Source organism: Peribacillus sp. S4, assembly GCF_046715815.1.
Taxonomy (GTDB): Bacteria; Bacillota; Bacilli; order Bacillales; family DSM-1321; genus Peribacillus; species Peribacillus frigoritolerans.
On record NZ_CP175708.1, the window covers coordinates 573741 to 594448 of the forward strand.

The 20708-nt window shown below is 42.1% G+C and carries 16 protein-coding genes; 11 read left to right on the forward strand and 5 right to left on the reverse strand.

From position 1 onward, the window contains the following. Positions 1 to 226: 226 nt before the first annotated feature. Complete coding sequence (locus tag ACJ9PY_RS02785; RefSeq protein ID WP_034305885.1) at positions 227 to 361, reverse strand: BA3454 family stress response protein; 135 nt, start codon at positions 359 to 361, stop codon at positions 227 to 229. Between the two features lie 247 nt (positions 362 to 608). Continuing rightward, positions 609 to 1466: an EamA family transporter gene (locus ACJ9PY_RS02790; RefSeq protein ID WP_222620073.1), complete on the reverse strand. Its 858-nt coding sequence runs from the start codon at positions 1464 to 1466 to the stop codon at positions 609 to 611. Between the two features lie 280 nt (positions 1467 to 1746). Between ACJ9PY_RS02790 and queF the strand changes: the two genes are divergently transcribed. Continuing rightward, positions 1747 to 2247, forward strand: a complete 501-nt coding sequence (gene queF / locus ACJ9PY_RS02795) for a preQ(1) synthase (RefSeq protein WP_034305880.1) — start codon at positions 1747 to 1749, stop codon at positions 2245 to 2247. A 203-nt stretch (positions 2248 to 2450) separates the two neighbouring features. After that, entirely contained in the window at positions 2451 to 3797 is a 1347-nt protein-coding gene (locus tag ACJ9PY_RS02800) for an aspartate kinase (protein WP_411739445.1), read from the forward strand. Between the two features lie 506 nt (positions 3798 to 4303). Here ACJ9PY_RS02800 and ACJ9PY_RS02805 read toward each other — a convergent pair. Next, positions 4304 to 4864, reverse strand: coding sequence for a nitroreductase (locus tag ACJ9PY_RS02805; protein WP_054397999.1), 561 nt, complete (start codon positions 4862 to 4864; stop codon positions 4304 to 4306). A gap of 448 nt (positions 4865 to 5312) precedes the next feature. Here ACJ9PY_RS02805 and ACJ9PY_RS02810 point away from each other — a divergent pair, with 448 nt between their 5' ends. From ACJ9PY_RS02810 to ACJ9PY_RS02850, 9 genes are all read left to right on the forward strand, one after another. Beyond that, positions 5313 to 7061 carry an ABC transporter ATP-binding protein gene (locus tag ACJ9PY_RS02810; protein WP_411739446.1) on the forward strand — a complete coding sequence of 583 codons (1749 nt, stop codon included), beginning with the start codon at positions 5313 to 5315 and terminating at the stop codon, positions 7059 to 7061. After that, a complete protein-coding gene (locus ACJ9PY_RS02815; RefSeq protein ID WP_411739447.1) occupies positions 7036 to 8826 on the forward strand; it encodes an ABC transporter ATP-binding protein in 1791 nt (596 codons plus the stop codon). Before ACJ9PY_RS02810 ends, ACJ9PY_RS02815 begins: the two co-directional genes overlap by 26 nt. Positions 8827 to 9200: 374 nt before the next feature. Next, positions 9201 to 11255 carry a carbon starvation CstA family protein gene (locus ACJ9PY_RS02820; protein ID WP_411739448.1) on the forward strand — a complete coding sequence of 685 codons (2055 nt, stop codon included), beginning with the start codon at positions 9201 to 9203 and terminating at the stop codon, positions 11253 to 11255. A 13-nt stretch (positions 11256 to 11268) separates the two neighbouring features. Beyond that, the gene (locus ACJ9PY_RS02825; RefSeq protein WP_258249794.1) at positions 11269 to 11472 is read left to right on the forward strand and encodes a YbdD/YjiX family protein; all 204 of its coding nucleotides are present in this window, start codon (positions 11269 to 11271) and stop codon (positions 11470 to 11472) included. 298 nt (positions 11473 to 11770) lie between these two features. After that, positions 11771 to 12985, forward strand: a complete 1215-nt coding sequence (locus ACJ9PY_RS02830; RefSeq protein WP_063577454.1) for an ammonium transporter — start codon at positions 11771 to 11773, stop codon at positions 12983 to 12985. Positions 12986 to 12999: 14 nt separating this feature from the next. Further along, entirely contained in the window at positions 13000 to 13362 is a 363-nt protein-coding gene (locus ACJ9PY_RS02835) for a P-II family nitrogen regulator (RefSeq protein ID WP_411739449.1), read from the forward strand. Between the two features lie 565 nt (positions 13363 to 13927). Beyond that, a complete protein-coding gene (locus ACJ9PY_RS02840; protein WP_057278591.1) occupies positions 13928 to 14578 on the forward strand; it encodes a LytTR family DNA-binding domain-containing protein in 651 nt (216 codons plus the stop codon). Positions 14579 to 14709: 131 nt separating this feature from the next. Then, positions 14710 to 16236 carry an acetyl-CoA hydrolase/transferase family protein gene (locus tag ACJ9PY_RS02845; RefSeq protein ID WP_034305854.1) on the forward strand — a complete coding sequence of 509 codons (1527 nt, stop codon included), beginning with the start codon at positions 14710 to 14712 and terminating at the stop codon, positions 16234 to 16236. A gap of 394 nt (positions 16237 to 16630) precedes the next feature. Then, entirely contained in the window at positions 16631 to 17737 is a 1107-nt protein-coding gene (locus ACJ9PY_RS02850) for an AI-2E family transporter (RefSeq protein WP_063577452.1), read from the forward strand. Between the two features lie 55 nt (positions 17738 to 17792). Here ACJ9PY_RS02850 and ACJ9PY_RS02855 read toward each other — a convergent pair whose 3' ends face one another. After that, positions 17793 to 19211, reverse strand: a complete 1419-nt coding sequence (locus ACJ9PY_RS02855) for an NAD-dependent succinate-semialdehyde dehydrogenase (protein WP_048685027.1) — start codon at positions 19209 to 19211, stop codon at positions 17793 to 17795. A 211-nt stretch (positions 19212 to 19422) separates the two neighbouring features. Next, positions 19423 to 20691: a dicarboxylate/amino acid:cation symporter gene (locus ACJ9PY_RS02860; RefSeq protein WP_057278594.1), complete on the reverse strand. Its 1269-nt coding sequence runs from the start codon at positions 20689 to 20691 to the stop codon at positions 19423 to 19425. Positions 20692 to 20708 lie beyond the last annotated feature (17 nt).

The following is a 20708-nucleotide window of genomic DNA, read 5'->3' on the forward strand; positions in this document are numbered from 1 at the left end:
TTTTATAAGGCTTTTAATATAATTCCATTTCAAAGATATTTTTACATTATAAAAATTCTGGTACACAAACTGGCATCTTGATTTTAGTGCCTTTTGAAAAAAACAATTAAAAGTGTTATTAAGTAGGAGGGGATTGCAAGAGGGTCGTTAATCGTGCATATGAAAAGTATTTGGGATAGTATTTAAGGGAATAAAAAAGCAGGTATCTATTGCGATGCCTGCTTTTTTATGCTTTCCATTGTTTTTCAACTTGATGAAGGGCTTGTTGTAAAATTACTTCATGATCAGTACCCGGTTTAGCAAGGACGTTAGTTTGATAAGATTTTCCTTGGAAATCAACTGTTACTGTAACTTTTACCATTATGCATCTTTCCTTTCCTAATTCAGAATTAAATGAGGTGGTTGTACCTATTTCTTTTATACCCGTAGCAGAAGGATAATCAAACATTTCAAAAGCTAAAATCGTGAGAATTAATATTCAAAATTATCTGATATTTTAAGTGAAGTGTCAACACTTTTTTTTTGACATGCCCCATTTTCAGGTTTTTTAAAAAACGACCTGGCTTGTATACATGACAGCCAGGTTGTTTTTTTAAAAGGAACTATATTCATATTTTAGTTAAAATAATACCGATTAATGCTGCAAGGACACCAGCAATTTGATAGTTTTTTAGTCTTTCCTTGAATATATAACATCCAGCGAATACGACAACCAAACAGTTCAGGCTGACGACAGGGAAAATGATGCTTGCGATGCCAGTGTTCAACGCAAAGAAATAACATCCATAGCCTATCATGCTTAAAAAGCCTACTAAGGAACCGATTTTGACTTCCTTTAGCTTGATTTTTTCTTTTTTAAAGGCTAGAGCCGAAAGAAGATAAAGCATTCCGCCTCCATACATTGATACAAGGATATCAAGGGAGTTTAATTGAAGACGTGTTGATGTCGTCATAAGAATGCCGAGCACACCAAAAGATAAGATGGAAAGTAATGTGTGCATCATCCATGGGACATATTGATGATTACCTTTTGCATTAGGTGTATATTGGATGACTAATGTAGCGATAAACATGCAGGCGATTCCACTCCACTGCAAGGAAGAAATATGTTCGTGAAAAATTAAAGCTGCACAGAGAATGGGGAATATGGCATTCGCTGCGATTAATGGAGATGTCAAGCTTGCCGGACCTTTTTCAAAGGCGCTTGCCATCTGGATGTTACCATTGGCGTTCAGTACACCAATTGCTGCACCAAGCATGATGGACAGCCAGTTCAGCTGCAAACCATCCATTAATACTCCATAAACAATGGACAAAATAAAAGCTGAAAAATAAAAGAAAAATTGGATATGTATCTTGGAATACCCTTTTCCGCTGCTCCATTTAAAAATGCTGTTATTGATTCCGAAACATAAACTCGTGATGAGTGCTGCAAAAATCCACATTGACTTAATCTCTTCCTTCATGTAGGATAAACTTCTTCTACATTTTAAGGTGAATGCCCTCAAGAATCAAACCAAATTTAAAATGTATGATTGACAGATTAGATATTTTTTACTATATTTACTATGACAATTTTAAAATATTTTCCGATAAACGGGAGAGGTTCATAGCATCACCCTCTTAAAAAAACTATGGCTTTGATATTTTTCGCGAATCAACCATATCTTTGAGGAGATATGGTTTTTGTTATATAGAGGCCCATTTTATGAATCTCCCTGATATGTGGGATTAGGAGGACTTTTCATGTCTGGAAGAAAAGAAGAAGAATTAAAAAAAGATATCACACTGCTTGGGAATCAAGGAACAAAATATACATTCGACTATGCTCCTGAAATCCTTGAGTCATTCGATAACAAGCATCCGAACCGGGACTATTTCGTCAAATTCAATTGCCCGGAATTCACTAGTTTATGTCCAATCACGGGCCAGCCGGACTTTGCTACCATTTACATCAGCTATATTCCAAGTGTGAAAATGGTGGAAAGTAAGTCTTTAAAACTCTACTTATTCAGCTTCCGTAATCATGGTGATTTCCATGAAGACTGCATGAACATCATCATGAATGATTTAATCGAATTGATGGACCCTAAATATATTGAAGTATGGGGCAAGTTTACACCAAGAGGCGGAATTTCCATCGACCCTTACACGAATTATGGGAAACCAGGTACGAAGTATGAGGAAATGGCGAATTACCGCTTGATGAATCATGACTTATACCCGGAAACCGTGGATAATCGCTAAAGAATAGGAGGGACAATGGGCATATGCCCGTTGTCTTTTTTTAGTTTATAGCTAATTTCGATCAGTGGTTCTGTCATTCTGTCCTTTTTAAAAGTACAAATGTCCTCCTATAATGGAATTTCCACTTGATTGTTTCGAGAAAAAGCGTAATAATAGGGAGAGTTAATTTTGACAGAATATTTACGAAAATAGGGGATGTCGAGATGAAAGTTGCAAAGTTTGGTGGAAGTTCACTTGCGTCAGGTGATCAGTTGAGGAAGGTATTCGAAATTGTTGTTTCTGATCCAGAGAGGAAGATTGTGGTCGTTTCCGCTCCAGGAAAACGCAATTCCGATGATATAAAGGTGACGGATTTATTGATTGAAGCTGCGGAACAGCAGCTGCGCGGGGATAACGGAGAGCATTTGATAGAAGATGTTGTATCCCGCTATGCGAGAATTGCGGAAGAGTTGGATATATCCGAGAGTGTCATCACAGGGATTCATGAAAATTTAATGGCGCTGCTGCATGCAGATCAAATTAACCCAAAGCGCTATCTGGATGCCTTGAAGGCAGGTGGCGAGGATAATAATGCGAAGCTGGTCGCAGGTTATTTCCAAAGCCTTGGAGTGGAGGCGCAGTATATCAATCCGAAGAAGGCAGGCTTGATCGTAACGGATGAAGGTGGATTTACCAGGGTGCTGCCAGAGTCTTATGATCGGTTATATGCTCTGCGTGATGAGCCGGGAATCGTTGTATTCCCAGGATTCTTCGGATATACGTTAGATGGTGATGTGTTAACGTTCTCAAGAAGCGGTTCCGATATTACGGGTTCGATTCTTGCTAATGGGGTCAAAGCTGATTTGTATGAGAACTTTACGGACGTGGATGCCGTTTATGCGGTGAATCCAAATGTGGTTTCCAATCCGAAGGGAATCCGGGAACTAACCTATCGTGAGATGCGTGAGCTTTCTTATGCAGGTTTCTCGGTATTTCATGATGAGGCGCTGATTCCTGCATTCCGGGCGGGAATACCTGTCCATATCCAGAATACGAACAATCCGGCGGCACAAGGGACCCGCATTGTGAATACACGGGATAATACGAACGGGCCTGTTATTGGGATTGCAAGTGATAAAGGATTTTGCAGTATTTACATTAGCAAATATTTGATGAACCGGGAAGTTGGTTTTGGCCGGAAACTGCTGCACATCCTCGAGGATTATGGAGTTTCATATGAGCATATTCCATCAGGCATCGATGATGTGACGCTTATTCTAAGGCAGGACCAGATGAAAGGGGATGCCGAAAAGAAAATCATTTCCCGAATCAAGAAAGAGCTTCATGCCGATGAAGTGAATGTGGAACATGATCTTGCCTTGATCATGGTTGTAGGGGAAGGAATGCGCCATAATGTCGGTACAACGGCAAGAGCGTCAAAAGCCTTGGCTGAAGCAAAGGTGAATATTGAGATGATCAATCAAGGCTCTTCGGAGGTAAGCATGATGTTCGGTGTGAAAGGGCACAACGAAGAGACGGCAATTCAGGCATTATATCACGAGTTCTTTTGAGTATGAGCGTTTAGGGACCTCCTTTTAAAAGGGGGTTTTTTGTGATTGACCTTTTAATCACTATACATACGCTGGATTTTTTTCATCTGGCTTTTTATGGTAGTGGCAATGACCGTGGGGATAATCATTCCAAGCTAACAGACGCGCTGCAGGGTTCAGAGCGTCTTTTTTCATGTGGCTAAAGCAATTGGAGGAGAACGGAGTTGACGCTCTTGAAACGGATAAAAAGGGACGTCCAACCCCATACATATCTTACACCAAATTATAAATGAAATAGATGTCAATGGCACATCAAGCTTACGAGCTAAATGATTCACTGGCACCGAATAAGTTCTATCTATATGTGATTGGAGTGTAAGGCACGAGACTCCTGCGGGAAAAACGAGTGCCTGGAGCGGAAATCGACGTTCAAAAAAGCCATAAAAAAACTGTAGAAAACCCGGTTTTCATCGAGTTTGTCTACAGTCTGAGCCTCCAACTGGAAGATTGGAGGCCTTCCTTTTATGTTAGTCCATGACGGTCAGGAGTTGGTCGATCGCGTTCCTTGGACGAGGGGCAGGAATCATATCGGGATAGCCAACGTGAAGGCTGCCGACGATCTTCTCGCCCGGTTTCACGCCCAAAGCTTCACGAAACTCCATGCTGTGTATCATGCCGTATGTTTCCCATATCATCCCGATTCCCTGTTCCCAGGCAAGCAGGCTGAAATTCTGGATCAAGGCACTTGTAGCCGCATAATCTTCTTCACGTGTCATGGGATTCGGATTCTCTTCCATGATCACTGCGACAAACATCGGTACACCTATGAGTTTATTATATCCTCGCTGTCCGGCTGCTTTTTTCTTTTCAGGGTCCTTCTCTTTGCCTTCCATGAATGCACGTGTTGCTTCTGCGAGTTTTAAACGGCTATCACCATGCACCACGACGAAGCGCCATGGCTGGGTCATTTTATGGTTCGGTGCCCATGTCGAAGTTTCCAATAATGATTGGATGGTATCAATAGGAACAGGAATGTCCTTAAATCGTTTGATGCTGCGCCGTTCTTTAATGATATCTTCTAGTTTCATGATCATCCTGCTCCTTTAATCATATATGTAAGTTTAATAGTTGAAAAAAAATAATCCCCGGCTGCCTAATATGCTTCCAATGTGAATAAATTACTTGAATAAAGAGGGGGCAATATTCTAGTGACTTGCATTCGCTAATGAGCATATAATTTTACTAGGCACAGAGAAGCCGGGGCGACATTGTATCTATGTACAATATCAAAAGGGTACGATAAGAGAATATCGTAATTGCTTATCAAATTTCAGAGATCGATAATGAAATTGAAAATCATTATCAATTAGAATTTTCGCTTATTTCCTGTTATTTGTCAAGGGTATTTATAAAAAAAATTCAAGATATTTACCAATGCTTTAAAACAGTTAAAATCTTTTAAAAAATCTGTATAAAAATGTATAATGAGAGGATGAAAAGATGCTATTTACATACGGAGAATCGAAGGTGTCATAGATGAAAAAATTGTCCTCATTTCTTAAGCCGTACTGGCTTTTGATCATTCTTGCTTTATCCTTAATGATTGTCGAGCTCGGGGTAGAGCTATTACAACCTCTATTTATAGCAAAAATCATTGATGATGGCATTTTGCAGAAAGATTTATCGGTGGTGATTAAATGGGGAAGTGTCATGGTTGGACTTTCCGTTTTTTCATTTCTTGGCGGGATCGTTAATTCATTTACGGCATCACATGTAAGTCAAAGCTTTGGACATGATGTCAGGACAAGCCTTTTTGGTAAAATACAGGCGTTTTCTTTTGCGAACTTGAATAATATCCCGACTTCCTCGTTGATCACAAGGATGACGAATGATGTGACCCAACTTCAAAATACGGTTTTTATGGGCTTGCGTATCATGGCAAGGGCGCCGTTGATCGTAATCGGCGGAGCCATCATGGCTATTGCGGTCGATTTGAAATTATCCCTTGTATTGGTCATTTCAATTCCGGTTCTTGTTTTCTTCTTGGGATGGGTTATGAAACGGGCGGCTAAGCTGTTTAAGCTCGTCCAGAAAAAACTCGATAATGTCAATGGAGTCATGAGGGAAAACCTGATAGGCATGCGCTTGATCAAAGCTTTTCTTCGTAAGGAGCATGAAATCGGCCGATTTGACGATGCGAATGAAGAGTTGAAAAGAAAGACTGTGTCTTCCCTTCGTTTAATTGAAACGACGATGCCTGTGCTGATGCTTGTCATGAATGTGGCGATTCTGATCATTCTCTGGCTTGGAAGTGAATTTATAACGACGGGAGATATACAGGTAGGGGAAGTTGTGGCGATTGTCAACTATGCCACGAGGATTGCGGCATCCCTTTCCGTTTTTTCATGGCTGATCATGGTCATTTCCCGTGCAAAGGCTTCAGCGGAACGTGTGACGGAAATATTTGAAACTTCGATAGATATTGATGAAGGTAAAGCGGAAAGCAAGAGTGGGGCCGTCAATGGGGGAGGCATTAAGTTTCTGGATGTATCTTTCCGCTATCCTGGAACCGAAACCCCGATATTGAAAAACCTGACCTTCTCCATCGATCCGGGAGAATCGCTTGCCATCATAGGAGCGACAGGATCAGGGAAGACATCACTGTTTCAGCTGATTCCGAGATTATATGAAGTTGAAAGCGGCTCCATTCAAATTGATGGCCAAGATCTGAAAGATATTCCCTTGAATTCGCTGCGGAACAGGATCGGCTATGTACCGCAAGAGGCCCTGCTTTTTTCGGGGACCATAAAAAATAATGTCGCTTGGGGAAAAGAGGGTGCCTCGATGGAGGAAATCATGGCTGCGGCCATGCATGCTCAGGTCCATGAGACCGTAATGAAACTTCCGAAGCAATATGAAACCGAGTTAGGGCAAAAAGGAGTGAATCTGTCTGGAGGGCAAAAACAGCGCTTATCGATTGCAAGAGCATTGGTGCGCAAACCGAAGATTCTCCTTCTGGATGATAGTACAAGTGCGCTGGATTTGAAGACGGAAAGTAAATTGCTTGCCGCTTTAAAGGACTATACATGCACAACGCTCATCATTACACAAAAAATCAGTACAGCCATGGAGGCTGACAAAATCTTGTTGCTGGAAAGCGGTCAAGTCCTTGCGCTGGGGAAACATCAGGATTTGATGCAAACAAGCGATCTTTATCGAAAAATCGTTCGCTCACAGTTTGGGGAGGAGGGGATTTCGCTTGAGTCGAAGAATATCTCCCGATAAGGCAAAGTCTAAACCGGTCAACTCCTGGAATACGGTAAAAAGGATCATTCCCTACTTGGCAACGAATAAAAGCCTGCTATTATGTGTCCTTTTCATGGTACTGATAAGCTCGGTTTTGGGATTGCTTGGCCCCTTTCTTGTTGGGATGGCCATTGATGATTATATTGTCACAAGAGATAGCGGGGGGCTTATCAGCCTTCTTTTAGGGCTTCTCGGAGTCTACATATTTTATTCCCTATCCATGTGGCTTCAGAATTATTGGATGATCGGAATTGCACAGGATACGGTTTATGCGATGCGCAATCAACTATTCAAAAAGCTTCACCAGTTGTCCATTCCCTTTTTTGATCGGCGTCAGCACGGGGAGTTGATGAGCAGGGTCACGAATGATATTGAAAATGTCAGTTCCACTTTGAATAGTTCTGTCATCCAGATCTTTTCAAGTGTGCTGACACTTGTCGGGACGATCGGAGTCATGCTGTATTTGAGCCCTTTATTAACTATTCTAACCTTATTCATCGTTCCTCTCATGTTCTTCGGTCTGAGGTGGATAACGAACAGGACGGGAAAGCTGTTTAAAGCACAGCAGAAGAACCTTGGAGAACTGAATGGGTTTATAGAAGAAACGATTTCCGGACAACGGATCGTAAAGGCTTTTTCACAGGAAGATAAAGTGATCCGTGATTTTATCATCCGGAGTGAAAATTTAAAGAAAGCCGGATTTCTATCACAATCATACTCAGGGCTGATTCCAAAACTGATGAATTTACTGAACAACTTAAGTTTCACGGTAATAGCCGCTGTCGGAGGGTTTTTGGCGCTGAATGGCATAGGTACGGTTTCCATCGGGGTCATTGTCATTTTCACCGAGTACTCAAGGCAATTCACCCGTCCGCTCAATGACCTGGCTAACCAATTCAATACACTCCTCTCAGCTGTTGCCGGTGCTGAACGGGTTTTCGCCATACTTGATGAAAAAGAAGAAGAAGTGGATGAGAAACAGGCTTCTGAACTTCGTGAAGTCCGCGGTGAGGTGGACTTTGAGGGTGTTTCCTTTTCGTATAATGATGAAGAGCAAACGATATATGATGTTAGTTTCCATGCAAAAAAAGGGGAGACCATCGCGCTTGTGGGTCCCACGGGGGCAGGTAAGACCACGATCATTAATCTTCTTGCCCGTTTTTACGAGCCGAACAGCGGCCGGATATTGATTGACGGCCAGGATATCCAACAGGTGACGAGGTCCAGCCTCCGTAAGCATATGGGCTTCGTTTTACAGGATTCCTTCTTGTTTCAAGGTACGATTCGTGAAAATATCCGCTACGGCCGGCTGGAGGCAGAAGATGAAGAAGTGGTGAATGCAGCCAAGCTTGCCAATGCCCATTCCTTTATCATGAAACTGCCAGATCGATACGATACCATCTTGAATCAAGATGGCAGTGGAATAAGTCAGGGGCAGCGCCAGCTATTATCGATTGCCAGGGCTATTTTAGCGGATCCCGTATTATTGATTTTGGATGAAGCGACAAGTAGTATAGATACGATAACCGAGCTTAAAATCCAGGAAGCATTACACCGCTTGATGGAGGGAAGGACAAGTTTTGTCATTGCCCACAGATTGAATACAATTCAGCAAAGTGATCAAATCCTCGTACTTGATGAAGGAAGGATCATTGAAAAAGGATCCCATGATGAATTGTTGGGACAGAGGGGTTTTTATTACGATCTAAATCGCAGCTCATTAAGGGAAAATCAGATAGGATAAAGAAAAATGTGTGCCATCCGGCGCACATTTTTTGTGTTGGTCCCATAATGAGCATCATAAACTTGGGGATCGCATCCCGTTCATTTAATGATGAACCTTCTAAAAATGCGTTCACACAATACGATTTTTATAAGCATTGAAATTATTGATTCCACCAAAGTGGGAAAAGAGGGAATTATCGACAAAATAATGGAAAATACTTTACAAATTGACTAAATTGCTATTGCTAAAAAACCTTACGGTAACATATAATTCAGAATATATATAAAATTCTTTAAATTTAATGGGTACGGGGAGAAATATAGCCCTGGCCCCTAATAAATGAAGGTTTTTTATAGTTGTACACTAGATCGATAGAGGGGAGATGGAAAAAAATGAAAGCGCTTAAGTCTGTTATTCTTTGGGGGATCATATCTGCATTGGGTGCGGTGAGTTTTGGTTTCGTCGCGCTAAACCGGGGGGAAAACATCAATGCCATGTGGATTGTTACTGCGGCACTCTGTGTTTATTCAATTGCATACCGCTTTTATAGTAAATTCATTGCACGGAAAGTGTTTGAGCTAGATGACAATCGCCAGACTCCATCGGAAGCGAATAATGATGGGAAAGATTATGTACCTACAAACAAATGGGTGTTGTTTGGCCACCACTTTGCAGCAATTGCCGGAGCTGGACCTCTCGTAGGCCCCATCCTTGCAGCTCAGATGGGATATTTGCCAGGGACGCTATGGCTTGTAGTCGGAGTTGTTTTGGCTGGTGCCGTACAGGATTTCATCATTCTTTTCGGTTCGATGCGCCGTAACGGCAAATCTTTGGGAGAAATGATCAAAGAGGAGATTGGACCGATTACAGGCTTGATAGCGATGGTCGGTATCCTCGGTATCATGATCATTTTACTGGCGGTACTTGCCCTGGTTGTCGTAAAAGCGCTGGTGGGCAGTCCGTGGGGAATGTTCACGATTGCCTCGACCATACCGATTGCAGTCCTTATGGGCATTTACATGCGTTATATAAGGCCGGGACGGGTTGGTGAAGGGTCGATTATCGGAATCATACTTTTGATGCTCGCGTTATATTTCGGCCGCTTTGTAGCCGAGAGCGCAACATTGGCGCCGATGTTCACTTTCGACGGGGAAACGATTGCCATCATGTTGATTGTCTATGGTTTCGTTGCTTCCGTTTTGCCAGTATGGATGTTATTGGCACCGCGTGATTATTTAAGTACATTCTTGAAAATCGGTACGATCATCGGACTTGCACTAGGCATCTTTATTGTCATGCCGAGCCTTGAAATGCCTGCCGTCACTCAATTCATCGATGGAACGGGACCTGTATTTTCCGGAAATTTATTCCCGTTCCTATTCATTACGATCGCTTGTGGAGCGGTATCGGGATTCCATGCACTCGTTTCCTCAGGTACGACTCCTAAAATGATTGAACGCGAATCGCATGCACGTCCAATCGGATACGGGGCGATGTTGACTGAATCCTTTGTAGCCATCATGGCGATGATTGCCGCCTGTGTATTGACGCCAGGTATCTATTTTGCCATTAACAGCCCGGGGGCCGTTGTGGGAACGGAACCAGCGCAAGTGGCTGCTACGATATCAGATTGGGGTTTCCTTGTGACACCTGAGATGATTACCGGCCTTGCAGACGATGTTGGGGAAGAGACCATTATATCCCGTACTGGAGGAGCTCCAACATTTGCAATCGGCATGGCCCATATCTTCTCGCAAGTGATTGGGGGGGCGTCCCTGATGGCGTTCTGGTATCATTTCGCGATACTGTTCGAGGCATTGTTCATATTGACCACCATTGATGCAGGAACCAGGGTGGGACGTTTTATGATACAGGATATCATCGGCACCTTTTACAAACCATTTGCCGAAACGAATAGATGGCTGCCCAATATAATTGCGACTGCCATTTGTGTAATCGGTTGGGGCTACTTCCTTTATCAAGGGGTCATTGATCCTCTTGGCGGAATCAATACCCTTTGGCCATTGTTTGGAATCGCGAATCAGATGCTTTCCGCCATTGCGTTGCTGCTTGGGACGACGGTCCTTTTCAAAATGGGCAAAAAAGCGTACACATGGGTCACTCTTGTGCCCACTACATTCTTGTTGATAGTGACCATGACGGCAGGGTGGCAAAAGCTGTTCCACGAAAACCCGGCAATTGGCTTTTTAGCACATAAGGATAAATTTAAAGCGGCTTATGATAGTGGGGAAGTTCTTGCTCCGGCAGCCAATCTGGCCGAGATGAAGCGGGTCATCGTCAATGATTATGTGGATGCTGCCCTATGTGCCATCTTCATGATCGTGGTGATCACGGTCCTGATTTCTGCCATTAGGTTATGGATAAAAGTCTTGAAGAACCAGAAAATAGATTTACATGAAACGCCTTATGTATCAAGGTCGTCATAAGGGAGGGAAAGCGATGTTGAAAAGAATAATGACAATTCTCAGCTATAGAAAGCAATTCGTCAGTTTGCTCGTCGGCGTGCCAAGTTATGATACGTATGTGGCACATATGAAAAAGCATCATCCTGAAGATCCCGTGAAAACCAGGAAAGAATTTTTCTGCGAAGCCCAGGATGAACGGTATAACGCAAAGGGTGGGAAAGTGTCTCGTTGCTGTTAATGAATATTTATTGAAGGGTCTTCAATAGGAGGGCCCTTTTTTTAATGGTTTTTTCGAGGGTGAATAAGTGGAGGGTAAATGTGACAGACGTGGAGTCGTGAAGATGTGGAAAAGTAACTATTAAACCAATAAAATCAAATTTGCTGATCCTTTATTCTTATTGATGTTATTTAATCTAACATTTTTTTCTGAAAAATACAAAAATTAAGTTGAATTATTAGAAAATTAAGTATATGATAAAAAATATAACATAGTTTTGTTAATAAACATAACATATATAAAAAGGGGGAAAAACAGTATGCAAATGGCAGATTCGGTATTCATGTTTTTGGCGACGATGATGGTTTGGCTAATGACACCAGGGATTGCCCTATTTTATGGAGGGATGGTAAAAAGTAAAAATGTCTTGAATACGGCAATGCATAGTTATATGCCTCTGGCTGTCATTTCTATTCTTTGGGTGCTGATTGGGTATTCATTATCATTTTCACCTGGTAATTCACTTCTGGGCGGTCTGGACTGGGTTGGTTTAAAGGATGTGGGTTTTGCACCTGGACCTTACAGCGAAACAATTCCCCATAGTTTGTTCATGTTATTCCAAATGACTTTTGCCGTTTTAACGGTCTCGATCATTGCTGGTGGCATTGCCGAGCGGATGAGGTTTTCAGCATTCCTGATTTTTACGATCCTATGGTCTTTATTCGTATATGCACCCGTTGCACACTGGGTATGGGGTGGAGGCTGGTTAGCGGAACTGGGTACACTTGACTTTGCAGGTGGCAACGTTGTTCATATATCTTCAGGGGTTGCAGGTTTGGTATTGGCAATCATGTTAGGTAAAAGGAAAGAGTCGGGGGACAGTGCGCCGCATAATCTTCCTTTAACATTTCTTGGAGGATCATTAATTTGGTTCGGTTGGTACGGCTTCAACGTCGGAAGCGCACTGACAATCAATGGAGTGGCGATGAATGTATTCGTTAATACAGCTGTTGCAGCAGCTGCTGGTATCATTGGATGGCTGATCGTCGAGTATATGGCTAATAAAAAGGCAACATTGCTGGGTGCAGTATCCGGAGCCATTTCTGGTTTGGTGGCCATTACACCCGCTTGCGGATTCGTAACGCCCGCATCATCAATCATCATCGGTGTCATCGGCGGTGCCGTTTGTTTCTGGGGCGTATTCTTCCTGAAGAATAAACTGGGTTACGACGATGCGCTTGATGCTTTCGGATTACATGGGATCGGCGGGACTTGGGGGGGCATCGCTACAGGTTTGTTCGCGACAACTTCCGTAAACGAAAGCGGTGCAAATGGTTTATTCTATGGAGATTTCAACTTGTTGTGGAAGCAGCTTGTAGCGATCATTGCGACCTATATCTTCGTTGCCGTGGTCACTTATATCGTTGCTAAAGCCATTAACCTTTTCGTACCGTTGCGTGTCAGTGAAGAAGATGAGTCAATGGGGCTTGATCTTACACTTCATGGAGAAAAAGCTTATCACGAATCAATCTAAAAGGGGGTGCCCATATGTCCGAGATTTTAACGAAAATAGAAATCATTACACGTCCTATCCAATTTGAACAATTCAAAGCGGAACTTGCGAAAATAGGGGTAAGCGGAATGACAGTATCGGAAGTAAAAGGAACGGGTCTTCAGAGAAGTTATGTGGAAACATATAGAGGCAGAAATCGTGAAATGTCATTGCATGATCGAATGAAAATCGAAATCGTCGTGTGTGAAGTGCCAGTTCAGGATGTTGTGGATGTAGCAAGGAAATTCTTGAGTACCGGTAAACCGGGTGACGGTAAAATCTTTATATATGAATTGGCGAATGTTGTGAATATCCGTACCGGTAAAGAAGGTCATGATGCGCTAAAGAATGACATCTGATGCTGTGATCAATTCCGCCGGATACAGAAGATTAAAGAAAGGGAGCTGAAAATGGGGAGACTGGTCCGAATTGTTAATGCAAAAAAACAGAAGATCGTTAATACGCTCATTTCAGAGGATGTATATCAACCTGATGACCGACCCTTTTTATTGGAATTGCCACTGAAAAATTTAGAAGAGATGTTATCACTCCGATTAAAATCCCCGTTTCAAAATCCCCCTTCAAAAAAATGACCTTTCAGCCGTTATCCTAGGAGAGCGGCTTTTTTGTTTGATGTCCGCTGGATTTTGATATTTAAATGTTTGTATAATAAGGAAACTTTTTTCTTGAATCCCCCATGGAAATCGGGGAGCATTCCAACTATAATGAATAAGGACATAAATTTAAATACGATTTTTTTGCTTTTTTCGACGCTTTTCGCTTAGTTACTTCAATTTTTCTTTAATTTTCCGAAAAGTGAATTCAAAAAAATGTAAGTTTACCAAAAAACTATGAATTACTTCATGAATGCCCTGCTTAAAAATAGGGGAATTATTAATATGTTCTTTTAAGAGGTGAAAGGAAATGGATCAATTTACGGTCGAATCCGTTTTAAATATCATCAGGGAGTTTGTACCGAAGGATGCTTCAATTTCTGTGGCTGATTCCGAAAAATACATTTATTATCAACCGAGCAAACAAGTGGACTTAAGAATAAAACCAGGTGATTTAATCAGTGAAAATACGGCGACATATAAAGCGCTGAGCATCCGTAAAAAAATAGGGGTGCAAGTTGAAAGTAATGTATTTGGCGTACCTTACTATGGGCTGAGTGTCCCTATCATGGACGAGGGCAACCCTTTAGGGGCGGTAACGGCCATCTTGCCGTCAAAGCCATTGATTTTACCGACATCATTCCTGACCATTAAAACAGATGATCGCTGGATACCGCTTCCATACGATGAAATTATGTATTTAGAAGCTCAAAATAGGAAAACTAAAATTCAGTCCGAACGTGTGAGTGGATTTCATAAAATGAATTTAAGTGAATTGGAATTCATTTTACCTAGTGATTTATTCATTCGTGTGCACCGTTCGTACATCGTCAATATCAACTATATACAAGAGATCCTCCCTGATTTCCATTCTACATTTTTATTGATAATGAAAGACAACTCCAAAATCCAGGTCAGTCAAACATATGCTAGTCAATTCAGGAGGGCTTTGGGGTTTTAGTGATTCTCCTTTGTGTGAAAGAAATGCTGGTTTATGCCCAATTTAAGGCTTTTCATTCGAAAATGAATGTGACGATTACACAGGATTGGTAAAATTAAGTGTAAGAAAAGCGAAAAATGGGGGTCTTTTGTATGAACGAAAGCGTTTTCAAAAAAATTCGCAATGAACAATTTAAGGGGAAAGTAGTTACAGCGGAAGAAGCAGCATCATGGATTAAAAATGGGATGAAACTCGGTATGAGTGGATTTACCCGTGCTGGTGATGCTAAAGTTATTCCGATGGCTCTAGTTGAAAGAGCTAAAACTGAAAAATTCAAAGTTGACGTTTATACTGGTGCCTCATTAGGACCGGAAGTCGACCAACATATGGCGGAAGCGGGTATCATAAATAAACGTTTGCCGTTCCAAGCGGATAAAGGCATTCGCAATAAAATCAATGCTGATGAAGTAACTTATGTGGATCAGCATTTGTCTCATACGGCTGAACAAGTTCGTCAAGGCATTGTCGGACCAATCGATTTTGCAATCATCGAAGCATTGGCGATTACGGAAGATGGATTGATCATCCCGACAACTTCTGTAGGCAACTCAGCCATATTCGTTCAAGAAGCTAAACATGTGATCATTGAATTGAACGTATCCCATCCAGAAGGATTGGAAGGGATGCATGATATATATACACCGGCTAAACAAGGGGAACGCGAACCGATTCCTATGACTAAAGCAAGTGATCGCCTTGGATCGATCGGCATTGCGGTTGATCCTGAAAAAGTAATGGGAATCGTCGTTTCTACAGATCTTGATGCACCTTCCACAATCGTGCCGCCGGATGAAGAAACTGCAACAATCGCCAACCACCTCATTAACTTCCTTCGTGGAGAAATAAAGGCTGGCCGTTTAACTGAAAGCCTTGCTCCGCTTCAGTCGGGTGTAGGTTCAGTGGCAAATGCAGTATTCGCTGGCTTCCTTGATTCTGAATTCAAAGATTTGGAAGTTTATTCAGAAGTGCTGCAAGATGCGGTATTTGATCTGATCGATGCTGGAAAGGTTAAATTCGCTTCAGGGTGTTCGATTACATTAGCTGAAGAAAAAGGGAAACAAGTTTACGGTGAGCTTGAAAAATACCGTGATAAGCTAGTTCTTCGTCCACAAGAAATATCTAATCATCCTGAAATCATCCGTCGTTTGGGCTTGATTTCAATCAATACAGCGTTAGAGTGTGATATCTATGGTAACGTAAACTCGACACATGTTTCTGGGACAAGAATGATGAATGGAATTGGCGGATCAGGAGATTTTGCCCGTAATTCACGCCTAGGAATTTTCGTAACGAAATCATATGCAAAAGGCGGCAAAATTTCCAGTATCGTTCCTTTCGTTTCTCATGTGGATCATACTGAACATGATGTGGACGTATTAGTGACAGAGCAAGGGATCGCTGATTTACGTGGCTTGGCACCAAAAGAGCGCGTAGAGTTAATCATAGAAAACTGTGCTCATCCTGATTACCGACCACAGCTACGTGCATACTTCACTGAAGCTGTTGCGCAAACGGGCGGGCATCAAACTCCGCACATTCTTGAAAAAGCATTTTCATGGCATACGAACCTAGCTAAAAACGGTACGATGCTTGAAGCGGTCCTTCAAGATCAAAAATAAGACTCAAAACCCCGCCAATAAAAAGCGGGGTTTTTTTATTGGGTCCGTGTCCGGAATAGGTGAAAACCAATGAATCTTTCGTCATCAATGGAATATTGAAAAGTAAATAGATTATTTCTCCTAAGTAATTTGTATGGTGTTTCCTATTGATTCTTTTTTCTGGGACAAATAACAGATTTAAAGTGTAAAATGATGCTTAACCATCAAAAAGTTAGGGAACTGTATCTTTAGGCTTTTTTCTATTATTTTTATATATAATTATTCATCCAAGTTATAGAAATATGGTAAACTGCTAACAATGAATGATTATCATACATAGGATTTTTCGCATTTATGATGTTGTTTCCTTAGAAATAGGGAGTTAAATAGAATTGCTTATAGTGGAGGAGATAATTTGTTCAAGCAAAAACTGCATTTTTGGACGTTAGAGTTATTACTATTGTCTTTACTTTTTTATGTTGGTACAAAGATTTCTTTTCTTTTTGAACCAATAGTCATTTTTACATCTACATTGTTTTTTCCAATCTTGATTTCGGGTTTTCTCTACTTCCTGTTCAATCCCACTGTTGATTTCCTCGTTAAAAGAAGAGTGCCAAGGGGATTGGCGATTTTATTGCTTTACGTATTTTTCCTTGGGTTGATTAGTTTACTGGTCGGTCTGGTTGGCCCGTCGCTTTCCAAACAGGTTACGGATTTACTCAATAACCTTCCGGATTATTTCAATCAAACAAGGAAGTTCATTGAAGACTCAGCGGAGTCAAAATGGTTTTTATGGACGGTGGAACAAGATTATGTACCTCTGCAAGAAGTAGGGGATTCGCTGCAAAAATATTTGACGAACTTACCTAGTAATATAACGAACAGTTTAACTTCCGTTTTCAGCGTGGTGACGAATATCACTTTAGTTGTCGTAACGGTTCCTTTCATCCTGTTTTATATGTTGAAGGATGGGGATAAGCTTCCGGCCGCCATTATGAAATTCGTACCGGTTCGCTATAGAAAACCAGCTTTAACAGTACTTCAGGAAACTGGCGGGACGCTTACTACATACATACAAGGGCAGATGCTTGTTTGCATGTTTGTCGGGATCGGAACGTTCATCGGATATCTAATCATTGGGTTGCCTTATGCGTTCTTATTCGCGCTGATTGGCGCTGTAACCAATATCATTCCATATGTAGGTCCGTTTATCGGAGCCGCTCCTGCCGTCATTGTGGCGTTGATCCATTCACCGACAGAGGCATTATTGGTCATTCTGGTTGTAACGGTCATTCAGCAATTGGATGGTAATTTCATTTCACCGTTAGTCATCGGGAAGAAATTGAACACACATCCGCTTACCATCATCATCCTATTGCTTGTCGCCGGAAACATTGCCGGTATCATCGGCATGATTTTGGCGGTTCCGACTTACTCTGTTGTTAAAACGATCGTATTGAATATCGTAAAATTCATCAGGATCCGAAAAGAGGAAAAGCTTGAAGAAGATATATTGGAATGAAAAAACGGGTCAGACTCAATTGAGTCGGGCCCGTTTTCTTATTGGGGTAAATAGGTCACAAACCTAAGGAAATATATTTTACTTCCAGGAATTCTTCGATGCCCTGGTGCCCGCCTTCACGGCCGAGTCCGCTTTGCTTGAATCCGCCGAATGGAGCTTGCGGAACGGAAGGAAGTCCATCGTTCAAGCCAACAATACCGAATTCAAGTGCCTCGGTGAATTTGATGCCCTTTGTGATGTTTTCAGTGAAGACGTAAGCTGCCAAACCGAAGATGGAGTCATTTGCCCTCTTGATTGCCTCTTCATCAGTCTTAAAGGAGGCAATGGGAGCTAGTGGACCAAATGTTTCTTCCTTCATGCAGAGCATGCTGTCATCAATGTTGGACAATACGGTCGGTTCAAGAAAAAGGCCGCTTATTGATTTACCGCCAGCTTCGAGCTTAGCGCCGCTGCTGATTGCTTCATCAATTTGTTTTTGAACCTTATCCACTGCATTTTGATCGATAAGCGGACCGATATCGACGCCATCTTCCAGTCCATTTCCTACCTTCAGTTCCTTGACCTTGGCAACGAGCTTTTCGATGAAGGCCTCTTGAATGGCTTCGTGGACATAAATGCGATTTGAACAGACGCATGTTTGTCCTGCGTTACGGAACTTTGAACTGATGATGCCATCAACCGCTTTATTAAGGTCGGCATCCTCAAGAACGATTGCTGGTGCGTGGCCTCCGAGTTCTAGCGAGATTTTCTTTACCGTGTCTGCGGAGCCCCTCATCAGGGTTTTGCCGACTTCTGTAGAACCGGTAAACGTCAATTTACGAACCCTCGTATCTTGAAGCCAAGTTTCGCCGATTTCTGAGGATTTTCCTGTCACGACGTTGATGACCCCTTTTGGAATGCCAGCTTCTTCGGCTAATTCAGCCATTTTTAAAGCTGTTATGGGAGTCAGGTTTGCCGGTTTAATGACGACTGTGCAGCCGACGGCAAGCGCCGGTGCCACTTTTCTTGTAATCATGGCTGCAGGAAAGTTCCAAGGCGTAATGACAGCTACAACTCCGACAGGCTGTTTAGTCACGAAAAGCCGCTTATTGGACACGGAAGCAGGAATCGTTTCGCCGTACACCCTTTTTCCTTCTTCGGCAAACCAAGATAAAAAGCCATTGGCATATGTCATTTCACCAAGAGCTTCTTTAAGGGGCTTTCCTTGCTCTTCAGTCATGATTTTTGCCAGTTCTTCTTTATGATCATCAATCAATCGATGCCATTTCCAAATTAGTTCAGCACGTTCGTAGACTGAGAGTGCAGCCCAGCCCGTAAAGGCTTCATATGCGGCATCTGCAGCCTTCGCCGCTTCAGTTGCACCGCCTTTAGGAACGGTGGCAACTACTTCATCCGTTGCCGGGTTTCTCACTTCAATTTTATCCAATCCAAAATCCGACCACTCACCGTTAATAAATAATCCGTAATCCTTCATGATAAAACCTCCTAATTTGGTTAAATCCATCAAACTACTAAACTTCTAACTATATACTTTTACCTGTTACATAAAAGTATAAACACTTTTCAGTGATTCTGAAATTTATTTGTTTGGCTATTTATAGAAAATTAGCTATTCATTGCTAGAAAGGGAGGAATACACACAAAAAAAGAGGTGCAAGCTGCACACCTCTTCATTCAAGGTTCGATTATTTTTCCGATGAAACAGCCACTTCATTCATATCATCTGAGATGGCTTGGTTTGGATTGAATTCACCTTCTGATTTAGAAATGACCACCGTAGCGACACTGTTACCGATTAGATTCGTGATGGCGCGTGCTTCTGACATGAAGCGGTCGACTCCAAGCAGTAATGCCATTCCTTCAACTGGAATCATCGGGAAGGCAGCTAATGTTGCAGCAAGTGTGATGAAACCGGATCCCGTTACACCGGCAGCACCTTTGGATGTTAACATCAAGATTCCTAGAAGGGTCAATTCCTGCCAGATGCTTAAATCGACACCATAGGCTTGGGCGATGAAAATCGCAGCCATGGATAAGTAGATGGAAGTGCCATCAAGGTTGAAAGAATAACCGGTTGGGACAACCAAACCGACTACCGATTTTGAGCAACCGTATTTTTCGAGTTTTTTCATCACGCTTGGCAGGGCGGATTCCGATGAAGAGGTTCCTAAAACTAAGAGGATCTCTTCTTTTATATAGGCAATGAACTTGAAAATATTAAAGCCATACATTTTTGCAATTGAGCCAAGGATAAGAACGATGAAAAGTGCCATTGTGATATAAACACTGCCCATTAATTGTCCTAACGAGGATAAAGAACCAAGGCCAAACTTACCGATTGTATAAGCCATTGCTCCAAATGCGGCCAATGGAGAAACTTTCATGATCATACCGACGATGCCGAAGAAAATGTCGGCAATATGCTGAAAGAAAGAAACGACTGGCTGCACTCTCGGTCCCATTGCTGCCATCGATAATCCGAATAATACGGCAAAGAATAGAATAGGAAGTAAGTCTCCGCCAGCCAGTGCGGCAACGGCATTATCAGGAATGATATTAGAAATGAAAGCAACGGCGCCATGTTCCGTTTCGGAAGCGGCTGTCGTATATTGTGATACATCTCCGCCCTCGACTGAATCGATGTTAAAGCCTTTACCAGGTCCCAGCAGATTGACCACGATGATTCCGATGGCAAGTGCGAAAGTGGTAACGATTTCAAAATAAAGCAGGGCCTTTCCGCCGATGCGGCCAACCTTTTTCATATCACCCATACCGCCGATTCCGATTACGACGGTTAAGAAGATGATTGGTGCGATGACCATTTTAATCATTTTAATAAATAAATCAGCCAATATCTTTAGTTGTTCACCGAAAGCAGGGAAGAAGAAACCGACTGTTATACCCAGAATGATACCGATGATGACCTGAACTGTTAAATTTTTTAATATTTTCAAGGGGCATTCTCCTTTGT